We start from the raw sequence: 18,173 nt of genomic DNA, 5'->3' as shown, positions 1-18,173 counted from the left end.
CTGCGTCGAAGCGCAGTTGACGACATAACCCCGCCACGGCAAATCGGTTCCCAAAAAAATCGATGCCCCCAAAAAAAAAGCCGCGCGATTAATGATTTTCCGCTAAGATTCCGCGTACCACCTGACACTTGCCGTGATCTGCTAGTCCAACCCCATATCACGCCGATCCTTCTTGGTAGGCCTGCCGCCTTTTTCGTATTTCGGATTGGCACCTTGTGCGGCGCGTGGGCGCGCGACCGGCGCAGGTGTCAGATCTTCATACAGCGCCTGCGCCTCTGGCGCGGGTCCGCGTCGTTCGCCACAGGCCAGAATGCGCACCACTTTCGTCTCACGCGCCTGAATGAATGTCAGGACATCACCGGGGCCTACGGGCCGGGCAGGTTTGCTGACCGGTTGGCTATCGACACGCACCTTGCCCGCTGTCACAACCCCGGCGGCTAGGCTGCGCGATTTGAAAAACCGCGCATGCCACAGCCATTTATCCAGCCGGATGGTCGGACGGGGGTCGGTCAATCCTTCTTGAACCCGGCCAGTGCGGCGGCAAAGGGATTATCCGGATCGATCTGCTTTTCACGCTTCGGTTTGGCCTGATAGCTTTGCGGCTTGTTGCCACCACCCTGCGGTTTACCACGCCCTTTTGGTTTTCCCTTGCCTTTCGGGCGGTCACCTTGCGGGCGGGCAGGTCGTGCTGCACGACCGCCCCAGGTGAATGTGTAGAACACTTCGATCTCGGGGCCGGTATCGGCCACCTCAAGCGTCGTCTCCGCCGGCACCTCATCGGTGGTTGGCGGCACTTCGACGGGTGTTTCTGTCGGGGTCTCGACTGGAACCTCGACCGGGGTTTCCTGTGGTGTCTCGACCGGGCTTTCGGGCGGTGTGTCGCCCGGCACCTCGGTCGGGGGCGTTTCCGGCAACGGATCACTTTGGGCGATAGCTTGCGTGGCGACTGCGCGGGTTTTCTCGCGTTCGCCCTTTTCGGCTTTATAGCCCAGACCCGTCATCAGATCGGCAAACTGGTCCAACGTCATGCCGGTGATCGACAGCATATCGGGGTTCGCCTCGAACCCGCCACGGCTGTCCTGATCGCGCAGCATATCAGCCAAACGTTCTAGCATGTCGATGCGGATCGCCCGTTCACCGGCAGCACGATAGCCCGCCATGGCGTAATAGCCGGGCACGGCGTCTTTGGATGCGGGCACGGTCACCAGACCGGGGGGCGGGCTTTCAGGGAACTCCTGCAAGCCCTTGGTCAGCGACCAGAGCACAAGGCGTAAACGGGTCGGCGCGGGTTTCAGCAGCAAGGGCTGGAAAATCGTGAACTGGCCAAACCGGACGCCATGTTTGCGCAGCGCGCCGCGGGCATCCTGATCCAGCGCCTTGACCTCATCGGCCACTTCCCCGCGCGGGATGATACCAAAGCCTTCCGCCATGCGAAAGGCAAACCCCTTGGCGGCCCCTGTCAGGGTCTCGTCATTCTTCAGCGCCAGCAAACCTTCGAACCCGGCTGCGATCTTGCGGTCAATGAAATGCTGCAGACGGCGCTGCACCTTGGCGGCCACATCAGGCCCGGCCTCTTCATCGACAAACGCCTCAACCCCCGGCTTGAACGGATCGGCACCCGCCACCAGCTTGCCCACGGCCTGATCGCCCCACATCAATCCACCCTGTTCGGTGAAATCAATCTCGGGGTCCGGGGCATTATAAAAGCGATCCGCGCGCAGGTGAAACTGCGGCACCAGTGCCGCCACCGAGGCCTGGCGCAACGTCTTGGCCTCATCCGGGCTCCCCGCCTTGTCCATGCGAAACCGGAACCCTTCCAGCCGCCCGACGAATTCGCCCTCAACCGTTACTTCACCCTTGTCGTTCACGTCAGCCACAAGGCTCTCCTTCTGTTTGAGCCGGCGAAGCAGAATGCTGGTCCGCCGGTCCACAAATCTTTGCGTCAATGCACCATGCAGTGCATCCGATAAACGGTCTTCTACCGCGCGGGTTTCCTCGCGCCAATGAGATTCGTCAACCAACCACCCCTTGCGTTGGGCCACATACGTCCATGTCCGAATATAGGCCAACCGCTTGGACAGCGTATCAATGTCCCCATCGGCCCGGTCAATCCGTTTCACCTGAAGGGCGAACCAATTGGCATCAACATGCCCAAGCTGATGCAGATCATTGTAAATATGCGTCAGCAACCCGGCATGTTCTCCGGCTGAAATGCCCCTGAAATCGGGAATGCGGCAAACATCCCACAACAGTTTGACCGACGGGCCATCAGTGGCGCGCGCCGCCACCTCTGTATCCGCCGCCAGCGTCTTGAGCGCACGCAGATCGTCGCTTTCGCGGACACGGGTCAACCATTGATCGTCGGTGCGTTCTTCCAGCTTGGCGATCAGCCGTTTCACCGACCCGAACTGCAAGTCACTGTTGCGCCATTGCAGCTTCTTGACGGGTTGGAACCGATGATCGGCAATTGCTTCGGCCACGGCCTCATCCAGCGGCGGTGCTTCGCCGGTAACGCCAAAGGTGCCGTTCTCGATATGGCGGCCAGCGCGGCCGGCAATCTGCGCCAGCTCATCTGGCTGCAAATGCCGCATCCGGCGACCGTCAAATTTGGTCAGCGACGAAAAGGCGACATGGCTGATATCAAGGTTCAGGCCCATCCCGATGGCATCAGTCGCCACCAGATAATCCACATCGCCGTTCTGATACATCTCGACCTGGGCGTTGCGGGTGCGGGGGCTCAGCGCACCCATCACCACCGCAGCACCGCCTTTTGTGCGGCGCAACAGCTCTGCGATCGCATAGACATTTTCAACAGAAAACCCCACAATCGCGGCGCGGCTGGGCATTCTGCTTATCTTTTTCGAACCTGTATATGATAATTCGGACATCCGGTCGCGGCGCATGAACTGCGCCTCCGGCACCATGGCGGCAATCGCGCCACGCATCGTGTCAGCGCCCAGAAACAAGGTTTCATGCAGGCCGCGCGCATGCAGCAGCCGGTCGGTAAACACATGGCCGCGCTCTGGATCAGCGCATAACTGTATCTCGTCCACCGCCAGAAAATCGCAACCCATACCGTCCGGCATCGCCTCGACCGTGCAGACCCAATAGGCCGCACGCGGCGGTACGATCCGTTCTTCCCCGGTAATCAGCGCGACAACAGACGGGCCGCGCACCGCGACAATCCGGTCATAAACCTCGCGCGCCAGCAGACGCAGCGGCAGACCGATCACACCGGTCCGATAGGACAACATCCGTTCAATCGCGTAATGCGTCTTGCCCGTGTTTGTCGGGCCAAGAACCGCCGTAATCCGGGAGGCTTGCATGTCTTTCCCCGATCAGGGGACAGGCTGTCAGAGCGCCTGCCCTTCCAGTTCAATTGTCAAAGCATCAATCGCGGCCCGCGTCTCGGCTGATTGCGGGTTGATCGCCAGAACCAGCTCGTAGAGATCCAGCGCATCTTCGGGCCGTTCCAGCTCCTGCATCATCGTGGCCAGACCGCGCATCGCCTCGAAATGGCGGGGGTTCAGGCGCAGGGTCTGGCGGATATCATCAAGGGCCGGGCCGATCATACCCAGCATGTAAAACGATGTCGCACGGCCATAATAGCCTTCGGCAAAATCCGGGGCGTGATCGACAAGAGCGGAAAAATGCTCAACCGCCACATCCGGCGCGCCATCATCCAGCGCGTCCTGCCCACGGCGCAACAAAAGGTCCATCGCGGGCGAACCGCTCTTCTCCCATTGGGCGATAATCTGCTCTTCGATACGCAGATAGGTTGTCTCATCTGCCTGGAGCAGCTCTTGATAAAGCGTATCTAGCGTCGATTGCTGAGCACTCGCAGGTAAGGAAAACCCCACTCCTAAAACAAGTGCCGTAACGATACATTTGAAGCGATGTGTCTGCGTAACCATAACGCTAATGTAGCGTACTGTGCAGCCAACACCAGAGGGGCACAGTCACATCAATGAAAGAGGACAAAAACATGAGCGACGTTGTGACCGAGGCCGTAGCCGCCCTGAACGCAAAAATGGACGGAGCGGGCTTTGACGGCACCGCCAAATTCATCATCGAAGACGAAGGGTCGATCATCATCGACGAAAACGGCGCGCGCGCAGGCGACGAAGACACCGATGTGTCACTGACCGCCAACACCGAAACCTTCAAATCCATTCTGGACGGCGAACTGAACCCCACAACCGCATTCATGACCGGTAAACTGACCGTCGATGGCGACATGGGTCAGGCCATGAAACTGTCCGGCGTGCTTTCGTAACCATGGAAAAGGCTCCCCTCTTTGACGATATCGCCGAAGCACCTCACGGGGGGGCCGCCCACTGGCTGACCACATCCGATGGCCTGCGCATCCGCGTGGGCCACTGGAAACCAGCCGATGCCAAGGGGACGGTCCTGATTTTTCCGGGCCGCACCGAATTTGTCGAAAAATACGGCGCGACCGCCAAGGCGCTTTATGACCGCGGTTATGCAAGCCTGGCCATTGACTGGCGCGGGCAAGGTATCGCCGACCGGCTGCTGACCAACCGGGCCATCGGGCATGTCGGGCATTTCACCGACTATCAGATGGATGTCGCCGCCGTTGTGGCCCATGCCAAGGCGCTGGACCTGCCACGCCCCTATTTCCTGATCGGTCATTCGATGGGTGGCTGCATCGGGCTCCGCGCCCTGATGGAAGGGCTGGATGTCAAGGCCGCGATGTTCTCGGCTCCGATGTGGGGCATCCAGATGTCCACCGCCCTGCGCCCTGTCGCCTGGGGGCTTTCGGCGGTCAGCACGCCACTTGGGTTCGATCAAAGCCTCGCCCCCGGCCAGTTCGAACAATCCTATGTGCTGCGCGCAGATTTCGAAGGCAACACGCTGACCAACGATCCCGAGATGTTCAAAAAGCTGCGCAAACAGCTTAACACACACCCCGACCTGGCCCTTGGCGGCCCGTCCTTGCGGTGGCTCAACACATCGTTGCGCGAAATGCACAACCTCAGCCTCGCGCCTTCGCCCGATCTGCCCTGTATCACCTTTCTGGGCAGCGATGAGGCCATCGTTGACCCTGGACGCATCCAGTCAAGAATGCGCCAGTGGGCAGGCGGCGCCCTGCATACCATCGCCAAAGGCCAGCATGAAATGCTGATGGACGCCCCCCGGATCCGAAAGACGATCATCGACCAGACAACAGCATTGTTTGATACCCAACTGGTGACACAAGCCGCGTGATGGGCAACGGCGAAGCCTTCATCCTCTATATCAATCTGCTCGGGCTTTCTTTCCTGATCTTTTACGGCTGGTATGTCCTGATAAAGAAAAACGATCCGGGCGTCGTTGGCCTGACGCTCTCCGCCATCATCTCAGTCCAGCTGATCGGCACGATATTGGAGCATCTGTCGGGTTAGCTGCCGCGCGTTCAAATCCTAACGACAGATTCACATTTCCGCCGCACGCATCCTTAACCACGGAAATTTCCGCAAAAAGGTCCGACGCAAGTCCGACGCTTTGCCGACGCATCGCCGACCGCCCCTTTTCGACAAAACCCCTGTTTTAACGAAGGTTTCGCAAGTTTTGCGATTCGGGGTGTTGCGCAATGTTGTCCGCACCACCAAACGTTGCGTGACGCAGGCATCGGCTGCGCTATAACTTCCCTCATGGCCGATGTCCTCACCTTCACCGATCGCGGAATTTACTGCCCTGCTGGCGATTTCCATATCGACCCGTGGCAACCCGTGGACCGTGCCCTGATCACCCACGGTCACAGCGACCACGCGCGCCCCGGCATGGGGCGCTATCTGGCAACGACGGGCACAGCACCCGTGATGCGCCACCGGCTTGGCGAGATCACTCTGAATACCATAAACTACGGCGAAGACAGGCAAATCGGCGACGCAACCGTATCCTTTCACCCCGCCGGGCACGTCCCCGGATCAGCTCAGATCAGGGTCGAAGTAAAAGGCGAGGTCTGGGTCGTCTCCGGCGATTACAAAACCGTCGCGGACGGCCTGTCCGAACCGTTCGAGCCTGTCAAATGCCACGCTTTCATTACCGAATGCACCTTTGGTTTGCCCATCTTCAAATGGACGCCGCAGGACATCCTGACCCAGCAAATCAATGACTGGTGGGCCACCAACGCTGCCGCTGGACGCACCTCCATCCTCGGGGCCTATGCGCTTGGCAAGGCCCAACGCCTACTCGCCACCGTCAACCCAGATATCGGCCCGATCCTGACCCATGGTGCAATTGAAAACACCAACGAAGTGCTGCGAAATCAAGGCATTACACTGCCCCAGACAACCTATGCCACCGCCGATATCAACGCCAAAACCCACCCCGGCGCGCTGGTTCTGGCGACCCCCAGCGCCCTTGGCACCACGTGGACACGCCGGTTTGGTCCCGCCTCGACCGCCTTTGCCAGCGGCTGGATGGCCCTGCGCGGGGTCCGACGCCGCCGTGCTGCCGACAGGGGCTTTATCGTGTCTGACCACGCGGATTGGGACGGGCTGAACGACGCGATCAAGGCCACCGGTGCAACAAGGATTTTCGCCACCCATGGCTATACCTCCGTCTTTCAGCGCTGGCTGACATCGCAAGGATATGACGCACATATCGTCAGCACCGATTACCACGGCGAAAGCCTTGATAATGCAGAGGAAAGCGACGCATGAAGGACTTTGCCGCGCTTTTCACCCGCATTGATGAGTCCACCAAGACCACGGTCAAAACCGCAGCTTTGGCCGACTATTTTCGCACCGCCGATCCCAGCGACAAGCTCTGGACCATCGCCCTCTTCACGGGTCGTCGCCCCAAGCGGACGATCACTGCGACCAGGTTGCGCGAATGGGCGGCCGAGGTTGCAGGCCTGCCCGACTGGCTGTTCGAGGAAAGCTACAGCATCGTCGGTGACCTCGCCGAGACTATCGCGCTGGTCCTGCCGCCCGCCGAACATGACGATGACCAATCCTTAACCTATTGGATCAATACTATAAAAACACTCTCCACGTTGGAGGAGGAGGACCGCAAGGCCGGCATTCTGAAAGCGTGGAACAGCCTGCCCACAACACAGCGGTTTCTCTTTACCAAGCTGCTGACAGGCGGTTTCCGGATCGGGGTTAGCGCAAAACTGATCACCCGTGCGCTGGCACAAGCGACCGGTCAGCCGGAACCGGAACTGACCCACAAACTGATGGGCAACTGGACGCCCGACACGGCCACTTGGGAAACCCTGATCGAAGCGGATGATCCGACCGCCGATCTGTCCCGCCCCTACCCTTTTTATCTGGCTTATCAACTGGATAGTCTTGATGACCTTGGCCCGCCCGCTGACTGGAACGCCGAACGCAAATGGGACGGTATCCGCGGCCAGCTGATCATTCGGGGCGGCGAACATCACCTCTGGTCGCGCGGCGAAGACCTGATGACCGACCGCTTCCCGGAACTCAGCACGTTGAAAGACTACCTGCCCGACGGCACCGTCATCGACGGTGAAATCCTTGCTTTCGCCGACGAAAAACCGCTTTCTTTCAACGCCTTGCAGAAACGCATCGGGCGCAAGACAGTGCCGAAAAAATTGCTGACCGAAGCCCCCGTGATCCTGATGGCCTATGACCTGCTGGAGCATGAGGGCAAAGACATCCGCGACGCCCCTCTAAAAGATCGGCGTAACCATCTGAAAACGCTCATCAATCAAGCCCCTAACGAAACACCCATTCGGCTGTCCGAGGCTGTACAATTCCAGACATGGGACGACCTCGCCAAGGCCCGCGACCAATCCCGGGACATCGGCGCGGAAGGCCTGATGCTCAAGCGGCTCGACAGTCCCTACCTGTCGGGGCGCAAGCGCGGCGACTGGTGGAAATGGAAGATCGACCCACTGACCATCGACGCCGTCATGATCTACGCCCAGGCTGGCCACGGGCGGCGCGCAAATCTCTTCACTGACTACACATTCGCGGTTCGCCAAGGCAATGATTTGGTCCCATTTACAAAGGCTTACTCCGGCCTGACCGATGCCGAGTTCCGCGAAATCACCGCTTGGGTCCGCAAGAACACCCTGCAGCGTTTCGGCCCCGTCCGGCAAGTGCCGCCAACCCATGTGTTCGAAATCGCCTTCGAAGGGATCCAGGCCAGCCCACGCCACAAATCCGGCGTCGCCCTGCGGTTTCCTCGCATGTCGCGCTGGCGCAAGGACAAACCGGTGGATGAGGCGAACACGCTTGATGATCTTAAGGAAATGCTGGCCACCTATGGCTGACAGCCTTTCCACTGTCGTCGCGTCAACCTATATAGCGTCAAATAAACCAACGAGAGGTGAAAGATGCATCTTCCCCAGCCTGTTTTCGACGCCAATGCCAGCGGTGGCAAGAACCTTGGTGATCTGCCCGAATGGGACCTGACCGATCTTTATCCCAGCACAGACGCCCCCGAATTGAAGCGCGATCTGGATTGGCTGGAACAGGAATGTGCAGATTTTGCAAAGACTTACGAAGGAAAACTGGCGGAACTGGATGCAGCGGGGCTGTTGGAAGCCGTGCAGCGCTATGAACAGATTGATGTCATCGCCGGGCGCATCATGTCATTCGCGGGCCTGCGGTATTACCAGATCACCACGGATAGCGACCGCGCCAAGTTCATGGCCGATTGTCAGGACCAGATCACCAATTTCACCACACCGCTTGTCTTCTACAGCCTTGAATTCAACCGGCTTGAGGATGATCATCTGGCCGGGTTGCTGGCCGAAAACGCCGACCTCGCCCGCTACAAACCCGTGTTTGACCGTATGCGCGCGATGAAGCCGCACCAGTTGTCAGACGAGTTGGAAAAATTCCTGCATGATCAATCCACTGTCGGGTCAGCCGCGTGGAACCGCCTGTTCGATGAAACCATGGCGGCGCTGGAATTTGAGGTGGATGGCGAGGCGCTGAGCCTTGAAGCCACATTGAACCTGCTGACCGAACAGGACCGCGCCAAGCGCGAGGCCGCAACCCATGCGCTGGCCAAGGTTTTCAACGATAACATCAAGCTGTTTTCACGGGTCCACAACACGCTGGCCAAGGAAAAAGAGATCGAGGACCGCTGGCGCAAAATGCCGACACCCCAGACCGGTCGGCACCTGTCCAACCATGTGGAAGCGGAAGTGGTCGAGGCGTTACGCAATGCCGTCGTCGCCGCCTACCCTCGCCTGTCGCACCGCTATTATGCGTTGAAAGCCAAATGGTTAGGGCTGGACCGCATGCAGGTCTGGGATCGCAACGCGCCCCTGCCACTGGAAAGCAACAGGATCGTCGATTGGGACGAAGCACGCGAAACGGTCATGACTGCCTATGCCGAATTCGATCCCAAGATGGCCGACATCGCCAAGCCATTTTTTACCGATGGCTGGATAGACGCGGCGGTCAAACCCGGCAAGGCACCCGGCGCGTTTGCGCACCCGACCGTGACCCCGGTGCATCCTTACGTGATGCTGAACTATCTGGGAAAACCTCGTGACGTTATGACTTTGGCGCATGAGTTGGGGCACGGCGTGCATCAGGTTCTGGCAGCGGAACAAGGCGAGTTGCTGTCCTCCACCCCGTTGACACTGGCCGAAACCGCATCGGTCTTTGGCGAAATGCTGACCTTCCGCAAGATGCTGGAAGGCGCCGCGAATGATCAGGAACGCAAGGTCCTGCTCGCCAATAAGGTCGAGGATATGATCAACACGGTCGTCCGCCAGATCGCGTTTTACGATTTCGAATGCAAGCTGCACGCCGCCCGGGCCGAGGGCGAGTTGACGCCGGATGACATCAACGCGCTGTGGATGTCGGTGCAGGCCGAAAGTCTCGGCCCGGTCTTTGATTTCGCCGACGGGTACGAAACGTTCTGGGCCTATATCCCGCATTTCGTGCATTCGCCATTTTACGTCTATGCCTACGCGTTCGGCGATGGCCTCGTGAACGCGCTTTATGCGGTTTACGAGGAAGGCGACCCGGATTTCCGTGCCAAGTATTTCGACATGCTGCGCGCCGGCGGATCCAAGCATCACAAGGAGTTGCTCGCGCCCTTCGGCCTGAACGCGTCAGACCCGAAATTCTGGGACAAGGGCCTGGCGATGATCGAAGGCTTCATTGATGAGTTGGAGGCGATGGAGGGGTGAGTGACTCTTGCTGACGAATTACCAAAGCTGATCAAAGAGTTTGAAGAGTTCGCCAAAATCGACATAAAGAAGGCGGCACGAAATCTTGCAAATGCTAACGTCTTCATTGTTGTTGATCCGAGAAGCAGCCGGGTATTTCCTTTATATTGGCTCTTGCATCTGAGGGGAGAAGGCAAGTCACTGTCCGATTCAAAGCGAAGCAATCAATCACTCAAGCGATTTCGTCCTTTGTTAACCCAGCTGGGTTACGAAGAGATTAGTGAAGGGGAGCCGGGCTTTTCAGACGCATGGGCAGCTCTTTTGGAAGCGTGTAGAATTCTTGGCACTGTACCTTCGAAACGCAATGGGAGGCCAGATTGGAGCGGTAGGAGTTTCTTCATCCGACTTGAAGCTTCTCGTGCTGCAGAATACGACGCAGTTGCACCCGAATACTTAGTTTCAGACGCTTCACTGCTGGAAGGATTGCACAGTCAAGTGACCACAAATCGGTATGAGCGCGACCCTAAATTGCGCAAAATCTGTATTGGCTATTTTACTTCTAAAGACGGCAAACTGCGTTGCCAGTCCTGCCATTTTTGCTTTGAGGAAGCGTACGGGTCGATCGGTGTTGGCTTCATCCATATTCATCATGTCGATCCCTTGGGAAACGGCCAATTGGAACGCTTGGTCAATCCCCAGACAGATCTCATCCCACTTTGTCCAAATTGCCATGCGATGGCGCACCGGGGCACCCTAAAAGGCTCGAACCCAAGGACGGCTTTAGAATTGGCTGCAATACGAGAATATCACCGGAAATAAGTTGTGATTGACCGTCTAATCCAGCTCAGTCCAGGGCCAGGGTTTCACCTCGCTCGCCGCAGTCTGATAGCGCGCGGCCTTGGCCATCCAGACACCCATCGTCGTGCCGATTTCCGCAAGTTGTTCATTGGGTTCGCGCTTGTTGAACAACATGATCACGAACTGCGCAATAGTCAGTAAGCCAAGCAGCGAACTGGCAATGCTCATCAGAAACGCGATGATCACCATATGCACTGCGCGCAGCCAGATGTTTTCAAAATCGGCGTCGCCGTCGGTGTCGGTCGCTTCGTGATCTTTCGCCATTGTCCCCTCCTAATCCGCCGGTAGTCCGGCGGCAAAGACCATATCCATCATTCTCTGCGTCCCGCGCGAAAACTCAAGGGGGCATGGGTATTCTGCCCCGTCACGCACCGATTTGCAGAAGTTTTCGACCTGCAGAACATAATGATTAACCGCAGGCCAGCGTTCGCTGGTCACGGTTTGCCCGCCTGTTTCCAGCGTCAACTGCGCAATATCGAAAACATTGGCGTTATAAGGGCAGGTCAACTGCAGCACGCCTTTTTCGCCATGAAATGTAATCTGCTGGTACGGAAACATTCGCATCGACACGACGGCAGAATAGGTGAAATCATCAAATTCCGCCGCCACCTGGGCAAAGACATCAACCCCGTTTTCCATACGCAGCTTTGCATGCGGCACCGCCACAGGCTCTGCCCCCGTGACAAATCGCGCTGATCCGAACGTATAGACCCCAATATCGCGCAGGCCCCCGCCGCCAGCATCAGCCTGATTGCGGATATTTCCTGTATCGTCGTTAAAGAAACTGAACGCGGCATCCACGTGCACCAGCTTTCCGATCGCCCCGCCCTGCACCAGTTCGCGCGCACGGATGAATTGCGGATGGTGGACGATCATGAATGCCTCAGCCGCCAGTTTGCCCGACCTGTCCCGCGCCGCGATCAGTGCGTCGAAATCATCGGCCTGCAGCGCCATTGGTTTCTCGCAAAGCACGTGCTTGCCCGCGTCAAGCGCCTTGATGGTCCAGTCCACATGCAGATGGTTGGGCAGGGGGATATAGACGGCATCAATCGCCGGATTTTCCAGCAAGGCGTCATAGCTTTCATGTAGCCGTAATCCAAGGGCGAAGGCCCGAAAACCATTTGCTTTTTCGGGGTTTGTCGTCGCAAGTGCCGCCAATTCGGCCCCCTTGGCGGCATGTATGGCCGGACCCATATATTCGCGAGCGAAATTGGCCGCCCCCAGAATGCCCCATCTGATTGGTGTCATCGCAGTCTCCTTGGGCGGTATGTTAGCGCCAACGCTGACCTAAGGGAAAGGTGCCATCCTCATTCAATACGAAAAATCCCCGCCGGATGCACCGACGGGGATCAATTCTTGCATTCAGGTCAGGTTCATGCGTCGACCAGCATGCCCTTTTTCCGCGCCAGTTCCTGCATTTTCTTCTGCAGCTTCTCGAACGCGCGCACCTCGATCTGGCGGATCCGTTCGCGGCTGACATCGTACTGACCGCTCAGATCTTCCAGCGTCACGGTTTCTTCGGCCAGACGGCGCTGCACCAGAATGTCCTTTTCGCGGTCATTCAGCACGTCCATCGCTTCGGCCAGCAATTCGCGCCGCGCATCCAGCTCATCATGGGCCTCGTAATCGGCGGCGGTATTGGCGCTTTCGTCTTCAAGCCAGTCCTGCCACTGGGCGGTGCCCTCACCATCTGATCCGACTTGCGCGTTCAGGGATGCATCCCCGCCCGATAGACGGCGGTTCATCGAAATGACCTCATCCTCGGTCACGCCCAGATCGGTCGCGATGCGTTTGACGTTTTCTGGACGCAAATCGCCATCTTCAAGTGCACCAATGCGGTTTTTTGCCTTGCGCAGGTTGAAGAACAGCTTTTTCTGCGCCGATGTCGTGCCCAGTTTCACCAGCGACCATGACCGCAGGATATATTCCTGGATCGACGCGCGGATCCACCACATGGCATAGGTCGCCAGACGAAACCCCTTTTCAGGGTCAAAGCGTTTGACGGCCTGCATCAGGCCCACATTCGCCTCAGAAATCACCTCGGCCTGCGGCAAACCATAGCCGCGATAGCCCATGGCGATCTTGGCGGCCAGGCGCAGGTGCGATGTGACCATCTGATGGGCAGCATCGGTGTCTTCATGATCCACCCAGCGCTTGGCCAGCATGTACTCTTCTTCAGGTTCCAGCATCGGAAATTTGCGGATTTCCTGCATGTAACGGTTCAGCCCACCTTCTGGTGATGGTGCTGGTAGATTCTTATAATTACTCACTGTCGTGCCCTCCTAATGTATAAAGGCTTAACATGGATATGGTATCGTTGACGTGACGTTTCAAGACTAGGTATGAACTTTTCGTAAAGAGAATATGAACTGATCTGTTTAGTTTGAAAAGTCACATTAAAGTGCATTCACGCACATGCGATTGATTATTTCAGCCCTTATCACCAAGCGCGCGCAGTAATTCGCGCATATCTGCGGGGATTTCCGCCTCGAATTCCAAAAACTCGCCTGAGACTGGATGAGCGAATCCCAGCGTCGCCGCATGAAGCGCCTGCCGTGAAAAAGCCGCCGCTGCGTCCGCCCCGCCCTCGCCCACCGCCTTGGGCGAGAGTTTGCGCCTGCCGCCATAGGTTGGGTCACCTATCAATGCGTGACCGCAATGGGCCATGTGAACTCTGATCTGGTGCGTGCGTCCGGTTTCCAGCCAGCATTCGATCAGCGCAGCAGCGGGGGGCTGACCCAGAGGGGTCATGATGCGGGCGCGCGTTACCGCGTGACGCCCGTTAGTGAACGATACCGCCTGTCGCTGCCGGTCGGTTTTGTGCCGCCCCAGCAGGGTCTGGACCTTCAGGATATTGCCCGGTTCAAACGATGTGCCCTTGATCCCGCGCAAACGCGGATCATTGGCATCTGGTAGGCCATAGCAGACCGCCAGATAGCGCCGGGCCACAGTATGCGCCGCAAACTGATCCGCCAGATGATGATGTGCCCGGTCGGATTTGGCAGCGACCAGCAGACCGGTTGTGTCCTTGTCGATCCGGTGAACAATGCCTGGGCGTTTGAGGCCACCAACACCTGACAGCGTCTCACCACAATGATGGATCAGAGCATTGACGACTGTGCCGCCTGGTGTGCCGGGTGCGGGATGCACAACCATGCCTGCCGGTTTATTGACGACGATCAGGTCGTCATCTTCGAATACCACCTCCAGCGGGATATCTTCGCCGCTGATATGGCTTTCCTCGGCCACCTCGACCGTCACGACCACCTGCGCGCCTTCGGCAATCCGAAACCGCGGGTCGGTGACGACGATGCCATCAACTGTTACTGCCCCGTCAGCGATCAGTCTGGTCAGGCGCGACCGACTGAGTGCGGCATCATCCGGCACATCGCGGCCAAGCGCCTTGTCCAAACGCGGTGGCGGGTTGGCGGCGATTTGAAAGGTGATGGTGGTCATCAATTTGCGCTCCAATTGCCACCGGGTATGGCCGCAATTGACTGCGTCAAACACTTCCCCGCGCGCCGCGAAATTTCTCTGAAATTTGCGGTGGTACCACCTCCTGGTCTCGAACCAGGGACCTCTTGATCCACAATCAAGCGCTCTAACCAACTGAGCTAAGGCGGCACATCGCCGGATTTAGCGCCAAGGTGCCATGATTGCAAGACCTTCAGAAGGTAATCTGCCAGGTCTCTTCCACCAGATCGACACCAAAGGAATGCACCGGTTTGGCATCAATCCGCGTGAACCCGTTGCGGCGATAGATGCGGCCCGCCGCCGCGTGGCTTTCATGGGTCCAGAGGGTCATGCCGTTATAGCCCACAGCCTTGGCAAATTGCAGACAGGTATCCAGCAATGCCTGCGCCACGCCAGTGCCGCGCGCAGCCTCGACCACATAAAACAGGCGCAGCTTCGCGGTTTCATCATCCAGACGGACACAAAAGATATGGCCCAGACGGGTATCGCCATCATGAGCGACCCAACCGGCCTCGCATGCGGGATCATGATCAGCCAGAAACGCCCTGACGATTTCTGCGACCAATGCCGGAAAGGTTTCATCGAACCCTTCGACCTTGGCATAGTGGTCGGCGTGCTGGGCAATGAGCCAATCCGCGTCGCTGGCAGCAAAAGGGCGAAGTGTGAATGTCATGGCGCCAGCTTGCCAACCCGGCTCTTGCCATTCAAGCGCCATCGCCTGTAGGACCAAACCAAAGATCAAGAGGATCACCATGGGTATCAACAGCGAACGCGACATCGAAGCCAATATGCAGATCGGGCCAACGGACCTTGGCATGGTGCGGATTTTCATCGAGGCGGACGGGACAGAGATACCCATGGATTTCGACCCGGAAGAAGCCGACGAAATCGCCGAAGAGATCCGCGCCGCCGCAGTCGCAGCGCGTGCGGTCAGGAAACGGTAGCGGCGGCAAAACAGACTTTGCAAAAAGTCTTTGGAAAATCCTTCTCAAGGATTTTGTCCAATTCCTTAGATAAGGAATTGCCCCCTTAAAACATGCGTTCGGGAGAGTACCCTGGATCACGCGCAGCCTGCGCGCGGATCGCCGCATGACGTGCAAACTTCTGCACCATTACCTTGCGACGTGGCGCGGCCAATTTGGTCTCTGGTCCCATCCGCACAATCTCGGCGTCATAGCCATCGGCCAGGATCAGTCCGGTGTCGTCAGGCAGCAGTTCCGTCGGGAAATCATTATCGACCGCCCAGAAAAACCTGTCACACCATTCCAGATAACCCTGCCATTTGTGATCGGCCTGAAAATCTGCTCGGCAGGATTTGCATTCGATAATCCAAACCTCACCTTTCGGCCCCAGTGCCATGACATCGACCCGCAGGCCTGATGCAGGCACCAATTCCTCGACCGAGACAAAATCATGGCTCAGCAAATGGCGGCCCACGCCGCGGGCCAGCAACTGGCCGGGTAGAAGCGTGTTTTGGCTGACGTCGTCGGGCATGGCAAAAACATGAACAATCCGTGAACAAAAATCAATTCAGAATTCTGTTGACATGATACCCATCGGTTTCATATTTAAATAATACCAAAAAGTATCATATTGGAGTTCCTCATGAGAACACTCACCATTCTCGCCCTCGTGGCGACCGCTACGTCCGCCACCGTGGCCAACGCAGATGCGATCACCTCGATCACCCCAGCCGCACTTGACTGGGTGGAAACGCCAGAAGGCGTTGCCTTTGCCGACCTGCACGGCGCGCGCATGTCAGAGCCCTACATGTCCATGGTGCGCCTGCCCGGCGGCACCGTCAGCCCGCCCCATATCAAATCCGCCAACATGTTCGGCGTCATGATCTCTGGCACGATGACCCATGTGCCGGTCACGGCGACTGATGCGGGCACGCCATTGGGCGCTGGTGCGTTCTATCTGGTGCCAGCCGACCTGCCCCATGTCAGCAGCTGCGTATCAACCGAACCCTGCGTCACCTTCCTGTATCAGGACGGCGCGTTCGATTTTCTGCCGGTCGACCAATGACGGGCCCACAACCCACCTTTCGCGCCCTGGCGGACCCGACCCGCCGCGACATCCTGCTGATGTTGCGCGACCGGGACATGACAATCGCCGAGGTCGCTGAAAACTTCGACATAACCCGCGCCGCCGTCAAAAAGCACCTGACCGTGCTGTCGGATGGCGGGCTGATCACGGTGCAACCGCGCGGGCGCGAACGCATCAACACTTTCAATCCGCTGGGGATGGCCCCCGTTCTGGACTGGCTGAACTACTTCGATGCCTTCTGGGATGACCGTCTGAGCGCCCTGAAATCCGCCATTGAAAAGGACACCACATGACCATTAACAAATCGATCTACCTGCGCGCCAGCAAACAGGATGTCTGGGCCTATCTGACCGATCCTGACAAACTGGCGATCTGGTTTCACAAACCTGCCAAAACCCTTGCATCAGGCGCCCCCTACGAAATGTTCGGCACCGAAAGCGGTGACAAGCTGATGTGGGGCGAGGTGCTGGATGCGGAACCGCACGATCTGCTGCGCTATACATTCACCATCAAGCCGATGGGCGATGCGGTCAGCACGGTCACCTGGACCTTGCAGGATGTGCCGGGAGGGACCCGGCTCAACCTGTTGCATGAACGGCTGCCGGTAGGTGAGGCCGCCTTTGACCTAACCCTGGCGCTCGACAAGGGTTGGGACGATCATCTGGGGCGTTTGCGCGCGGATATCCACGCCGGTTAATCGCCCCGGGGTGACACGTATGACAATAACTGGCGGTGCTTTCCGCGAATCTCTAGAGGCATCGCCGGTTTCCGGCAGAATTTCATAGCCGACACGGCGACATGCGAAAAACCCTTGAAATCTGCGCATTCATCTTGGCCAAACGATATTCTTGTTTCTTTTCAAAAGATAAGCAGAAATCAGCCGATAGTGCGTTCATCGAAACCGATCGGAAATGTGGCGCAATTAGGGCCGCAACCTTCCGTTAATAGGCGGAAAACCACTCATCGGTCACGTTTTCGTCGGGTTTAAGGTGCAAAAAGAGGTCAGACGAACTGAGGAGTGAGACCATGTCGATTTTTGCAGATATCACCTTTTTCGAGGTTTGCATGGCACTTCTGACTGTCGGTGTCGCTGAACGGGCGCTGCTCGCTTATGCCCCGATCGAAATGGTTGGTCCCCAAGGTTGGCTGATCAAAGCGGACGTTCAGGAATAAAGCCTGCATCGCATCTTGCCCAAGCGCCCATTGCCCCCTAACTGTTAGCAAGGCGGGCTTCTGCTCTTCGCGTTAATACGGGGTTACATTCCAGTGGCCTTAAGCAAATCCGAGGGAGCTGGCTCTGTTCTGACCCTGGTCTGATTATCTGGCGCCCACCTGTACATACAGGTCCTCGGGAACAAAATCCCAAACGGTTGCTGCGGTTCCCGCCACCTTTGTTCTACTTGCTGTGCTTTCGCGGTCCTTTGCCAAGTGGCAAAGCACCGATAACCCGCGAGGTCCAGCGCGGCGCAGTGTCATGCCCTATGTCCTCTACGACATGACACTGCTCTGCTCGGTCTGCTGCATCAACCTTGCTGTTTTCAGGCTTACGCTCATCCAAAACGCCAGCCGCACCAACAACCCTGTCTGCTTGGCCCTCCAACTCCTCGGCCTTCTGGTCGAGATCGTTGAGGTTGATGGGTTGAAATCGATTAGTCAGCATGGCGCGAATCCGTTCTAA

General features: G+C 57.8%; 22 protein-coding genes and 1 tRNA gene. 12 read left to right on the top strand and 11 right to left on the bottom strand.

Going from position 1 to position 18,173, the window contains the following annotated elements; translation table 11 throughout:
• Window positions 1-141: 141 nt before the first annotated feature.
• Genes ACFWW4_RS09630 through ACFWW4_RS09620 form a run of 3 tightly spaced genes read right to left on the bottom strand, consistent with a single transcriptional unit; the run spans window position 142 to window position 3,860 of the window.
• On the bottom strand, window positions 142-513 hold the full coding sequence (locus ACFWW4_RS09630) for an RNA-binding S4 domain-containing protein (protein WP_393930876.1): 372 nt from the start codon (window positions 511-513) through the stop codon (window positions 142-144).
• Entirely contained in the window at window positions 510-3,326 is a 2,817-nt protein-coding gene (locus ACFWW4_RS09625; protein ID WP_411890647.1) for a helicase-related protein, read from the bottom strand. The genes ACFWW4_RS09630 and ACFWW4_RS09625 overlap by 4 nt, the downstream gene beginning before the upstream one ends.
• 27 nt (window positions 3,327-3,353) lie before the next feature.
• The gene (locus ACFWW4_RS09620) at window positions 3,354-3,860 is read right to left on the bottom strand and encodes a tetratricopeptide repeat protein (protein WP_411890646.1); all 507 of its coding nucleotides are present in this window, start codon (window positions 3,858-3,860) and stop codon (window positions 3,354-3,356) included.
• Between the two features lie 125 nt (window positions 3,861-3,985).
• On the opposite strand from ACFWW4_RS09620, the gene ACFWW4_RS09615 reads away from it, so the two are divergent.
• The 7 genes from ACFWW4_RS09615 (at window position 3,986) to ACFWW4_RS09585 (ending at window position 10,933) form a co-directional block, all read left to right on the top strand.
• The gene (locus ACFWW4_RS09615; protein WP_411890645.1) at window positions 3,986-4,276 is read left to right on the top strand and encodes an SCP2 sterol-binding domain-containing protein; all 291 of its coding nucleotides are present in this window, start codon (window positions 3,986-3,988) and stop codon (window positions 4,274-4,276) included.
• Between the two features lie 2 nt (window positions 4,277-4,278).
• On the top strand, window positions 4,279-5,229 hold the full coding sequence (locus ACFWW4_RS09610) for an alpha/beta hydrolase (RefSeq protein WP_411890644.1): 951 nt from the start codon (window positions 4,279-4,281) through the stop codon (window positions 5,227-5,229).
• Complete coding sequence (locus ACFWW4_RS09605) at window positions 5,229-5,405, top strand: hypothetical protein (RefSeq protein ID WP_411890643.1); 177 nt, start codon at window positions 5,229-5,231, stop codon at window positions 5,403-5,405. Before ACFWW4_RS09610 ends, ACFWW4_RS09605 begins: the two co-directional genes overlap by 1 nt.
• Window positions 5,406-5,654: 249 nt before the next feature.
• Window positions 5,655-6,668: a ligase-associated DNA damage response exonuclease gene (locus tag ACFWW4_RS09600; protein WP_411890642.1), complete on the top strand. Its 1,014-nt coding sequence runs from the start codon at window positions 5,655-5,657 to the stop codon at window positions 6,666-6,668.
• Window positions 6,665-8,254, top strand: a complete 1,590-nt coding sequence (locus ACFWW4_RS09595) for an ATP-dependent DNA ligase (RefSeq protein ID WP_411890641.1) — start codon at window positions 6,665-6,667, stop codon at window positions 8,252-8,254. Before ACFWW4_RS09600 ends, ACFWW4_RS09595 begins: the two co-directional genes overlap by 4 nt.
• Window positions 8,255-8,317: 63 nt before the next feature.
• Complete coding sequence (locus ACFWW4_RS09590) at window positions 8,318-10,135, top strand: M3 family oligoendopeptidase (protein ID WP_411890640.1); 1,818 nt, start codon at window positions 8,318-8,320, stop codon at window positions 10,133-10,135.
• Window positions 10,136-10,933: a hypothetical protein gene (locus ACFWW4_RS09585; RefSeq protein ID WP_411890639.1), complete on the top strand. Its 798-nt coding sequence runs from the start codon at window positions 10,136-10,138 to the stop codon at window positions 10,931-10,933.
• A gap of 15 nt (window positions 10,934-10,948) precedes the next feature.
• Here the strand turns inward: ACFWW4_RS09585 and ACFWW4_RS09580 are convergent, their stop codons facing one another.
• From ACFWW4_RS09580 to ACFWW4_RS09555, 6 genes are all read right to left on the bottom strand, one after another.
• Complete coding sequence (locus ACFWW4_RS09580) at window positions 10,949-11,236, bottom strand: DUF4389 domain-containing protein (RefSeq protein WP_411890638.1); 288 nt, start codon at window positions 11,234-11,236, stop codon at window positions 10,949-10,951.
• A gap of 9 nt (window positions 11,237-11,245) precedes the next feature.
• On the bottom strand, window positions 11,246-12,220 hold the full coding sequence (locus tag ACFWW4_RS09575; protein WP_411890637.1) for a Gfo/Idh/MocA family protein: 975 nt from the start codon (window positions 12,218-12,220) through the stop codon (window positions 11,246-11,248).
• 125 nt (window positions 12,221-12,345) lie between these two features.
• Window positions 12,346-13,242: an RNA polymerase sigma factor RpoH gene (rpoH, locus tag ACFWW4_RS09570; protein ID WP_393930853.1), complete on the bottom strand. Its 897-nt coding sequence runs from the start codon at window positions 13,240-13,242 to the stop codon at window positions 12,346-12,348.
• Window positions 13,243-13,402: 160 nt separating this feature from the next.
• Window positions 13,403-14,428: an RluA family pseudouridine synthase gene (locus ACFWW4_RS09565; protein WP_411890636.1), complete on the bottom strand. Its 1,026-nt coding sequence runs from the start codon at window positions 14,426-14,428 to the stop codon at window positions 13,403-13,405.
• Between the two features lie 91 nt (window positions 14,429-14,519).
• Window positions 14,520-14,596 (bottom strand) — tRNA-His (locus tag ACFWW4_RS09560).
• A gap of 43 nt (window positions 14,597-14,639) precedes the next feature.
• Window positions 14,640-15,119, bottom strand: coding sequence for a GNAT family N-acetyltransferase (locus ACFWW4_RS09555; RefSeq protein ID WP_411890635.1), 480 nt, complete (start codon window positions 15,117-15,119; stop codon window positions 14,640-14,642).
• Window positions 15,120-15,198: 79 nt separating this feature from the next.
• On the opposite strand from ACFWW4_RS09555, the gene ACFWW4_RS09550 reads away from it, so the two are divergent.
• On the top strand, window positions 15,199-15,390 hold the full coding sequence (locus ACFWW4_RS09550; RefSeq protein WP_411890634.1) for a DUF6324 family protein: 192 nt from the start codon (window positions 15,199-15,201) through the stop codon (window positions 15,388-15,390).
• Between the two features lie 85 nt (window positions 15,391-15,475).
• On the opposite strand, the gene ACFWW4_RS09545 is transcribed toward ACFWW4_RS09550, so the two are convergent.
• Window positions 15,476-15,940, bottom strand: a complete 465-nt coding sequence (locus ACFWW4_RS09545) for an MmcB family DNA repair protein (protein ID WP_411890633.1) — start codon at window positions 15,938-15,940, stop codon at window positions 15,476-15,478.
• Window positions 15,941-16,051: 111 nt separating this feature from the next.
• On the opposite strand from ACFWW4_RS09545, the gene ACFWW4_RS09540 reads away from it, so the two are divergent.
• From ACFWW4_RS09540 to ACFWW4_RS09525, 4 genes are all read left to right on the top strand, one after another.
• Window positions 16,052-16,474 carry a cupin domain-containing protein gene (locus tag ACFWW4_RS09540; RefSeq protein ID WP_411890632.1) on the top strand — a complete coding sequence of 141 codons (423 nt, stop codon included), beginning with the start codon at window positions 16,052-16,054 and terminating at the stop codon, window positions 16,472-16,474.
• Window positions 16,471-16,788: an ArsR/SmtB family transcription factor gene (locus ACFWW4_RS09535; RefSeq protein ID WP_411890631.1), complete on the top strand. Its 318-nt coding sequence runs from the start codon at window positions 16,471-16,473 to the stop codon at window positions 16,786-16,788. Before ACFWW4_RS09540 ends, ACFWW4_RS09535 begins: the two co-directional genes overlap by 4 nt.
• On the top strand, window positions 16,785-17,192 hold the full coding sequence (locus ACFWW4_RS09530) for an SRPBCC family protein (protein ID WP_411890630.1): 408 nt from the start codon (window positions 16,785-16,787) through the stop codon (window positions 17,190-17,192). The genes ACFWW4_RS09535 and ACFWW4_RS09530 overlap by 4 nt, the downstream gene beginning before the upstream one ends.
• A 329-nt stretch (window positions 17,193-17,521) precedes the next feature.
• Window positions 17,522-17,668, top strand: coding sequence for a hypothetical protein (locus ACFWW4_RS09525; protein WP_393930841.1), 147 nt, complete (start codon window positions 17,522-17,524; stop codon window positions 17,666-17,668).
• Window positions 17,669-17,891: 223 nt separating this feature from the next.
• Here ACFWW4_RS09525 and ACFWW4_RS09520 read toward each other — a convergent pair whose 3' ends face one another.
• A complete protein-coding gene (locus ACFWW4_RS09520; RefSeq protein ID WP_411890629.1) occupies window positions 17,892-18,155 on the bottom strand; it encodes a hypothetical protein in 264 nt (87 codons plus the stop codon).
• Window positions 18,156-18,173: the final 18 nt, after the last annotated feature.

Source organism: Yoonia sp. SDW83-1 (assembly GCF_046762885.1).
In the GTDB taxonomy this organism is placed as follows: domain Bacteria; phylum Pseudomonadota; class Alphaproteobacteria; order Rhodobacterales; family Rhodobacteraceae; genus Yoonia.
This window is presented reverse-complemented; position numbering and strand designations above follow the sequence as displayed.

What these genes read in the sequence shown, in the direction of transcription:
- ACFWW4_RS09520 (WP_411890629.1), bottom strand. Translation starts at nt 18,155, where the DNA reads ATGCTGACTAATCGATTTCAACCCATCAACCTCAACGATCTCGACCAG.
- ACFWW4_RS09555 (WP_411890635.1), bottom strand. Translation starts at nt 15,119, where the DNA reads ATGACATTCACACTTCGCCCTTTTGCTGCCAGCGACGCGGATTGGCTC.
- ACFWW4_RS09540 (WP_411890632.1), top strand. Translation starts at nt 16,052, where the DNA reads ATGAGAACACTCACCATTCTCGCCCTCGTGGCGACCGCTACGTCCGCC.
- ACFWW4_RS09590 (WP_411890640.1), top strand. Translation starts at nt 8,318, where the DNA reads ATGCATCTTCCCCAGCCTGTTTTCGACGCCAATGCCAGCGGTGGCAAG.
- ACFWW4_RS09595 (WP_411890641.1), top strand. Translation starts at nt 6,665, where the DNA reads ATGAAGGACTTTGCCGCGCTTTTCACCCGCATTGATGAGTCCACCAAG.
- ACFWW4_RS09565 (WP_411890636.1), bottom strand. Translation starts at nt 14,428, where the DNA reads ATGACCACCATCACCTTTCAAATCGCCGCCAACCCGCCACCGCGTTTG.
- ACFWW4_RS09535 (WP_411890631.1), top strand. Translation starts at nt 16,471, where the DNA reads ATGACGGGCCCACAACCCACCTTTCGCGCCCTGGCGGACCCGACCCGC.
- ACFWW4_RS09600 (WP_411890642.1), top strand. Translation starts at nt 5,655, where the DNA reads ATGGCCGATGTCCTCACCTTCACCGATCGCGGAATTTACTGCCCTGCT.
- ACFWW4_RS09580 (WP_411890638.1), bottom strand. Translation starts at nt 11,236, where the DNA reads ATGGCGAAAGATCACGAAGCGACCGACACCGACGGCGACGCCGATTTT.
- ACFWW4_RS09550 (WP_411890634.1), top strand. Translation starts at nt 15,199, where the DNA reads ATGGGTATCAACAGCGAACGCGACATCGAAGCCAATATGCAGATCGGG.
- ACFWW4_RS09615 (WP_411890645.1), top strand. Translation starts at nt 3,986, where the DNA reads ATGAGCGACGTTGTGACCGAGGCCGTAGCCGCCCTGAACGCAAAAATG.
- ACFWW4_RS09530 (WP_411890630.1), top strand. Translation starts at nt 16,785, where the DNA reads ATGACCATTAACAAATCGATCTACCTGCGCGCCAGCAAACAGGATGTC.
- ACFWW4_RS09610 (WP_411890644.1), top strand. Translation starts at nt 4,279, where the DNA reads ATGGAAAAGGCTCCCCTCTTTGACGATATCGCCGAAGCACCTCACGGG.
- ACFWW4_RS09525 (WP_393930841.1), top strand. Translation starts at nt 17,522, where the DNA reads ATGTCGATTTTTGCAGATATCACCTTTTTCGAGGTTTGCATGGCACTT.
- ACFWW4_RS09545 (WP_411890633.1), bottom strand. Translation starts at nt 15,940, where the DNA reads ATGCCCGACGACGTCAGCCAAAACACGCTTCTACCCGGCCAGTTGCTG.
- ACFWW4_RS09625 (WP_411890647.1), bottom strand. Translation starts at nt 3,326, where the DNA reads ATGCAAGCCTCCCGGATTACGGCGGTTCTTGGCCCGACAAACACGGGC.
- ACFWW4_RS09605 (WP_411890643.1), top strand. Translation starts at nt 5,229, where the DNA reads ATGGGCAACGGCGAAGCCTTCATCCTCTATATCAATCTGCTCGGGCTT.
- ACFWW4_RS09575 (WP_411890637.1), bottom strand. Translation starts at nt 12,220, where the DNA reads ATGACACCAATCAGATGGGGCATTCTGGGGGCGGCCAATTTCGCTCGC.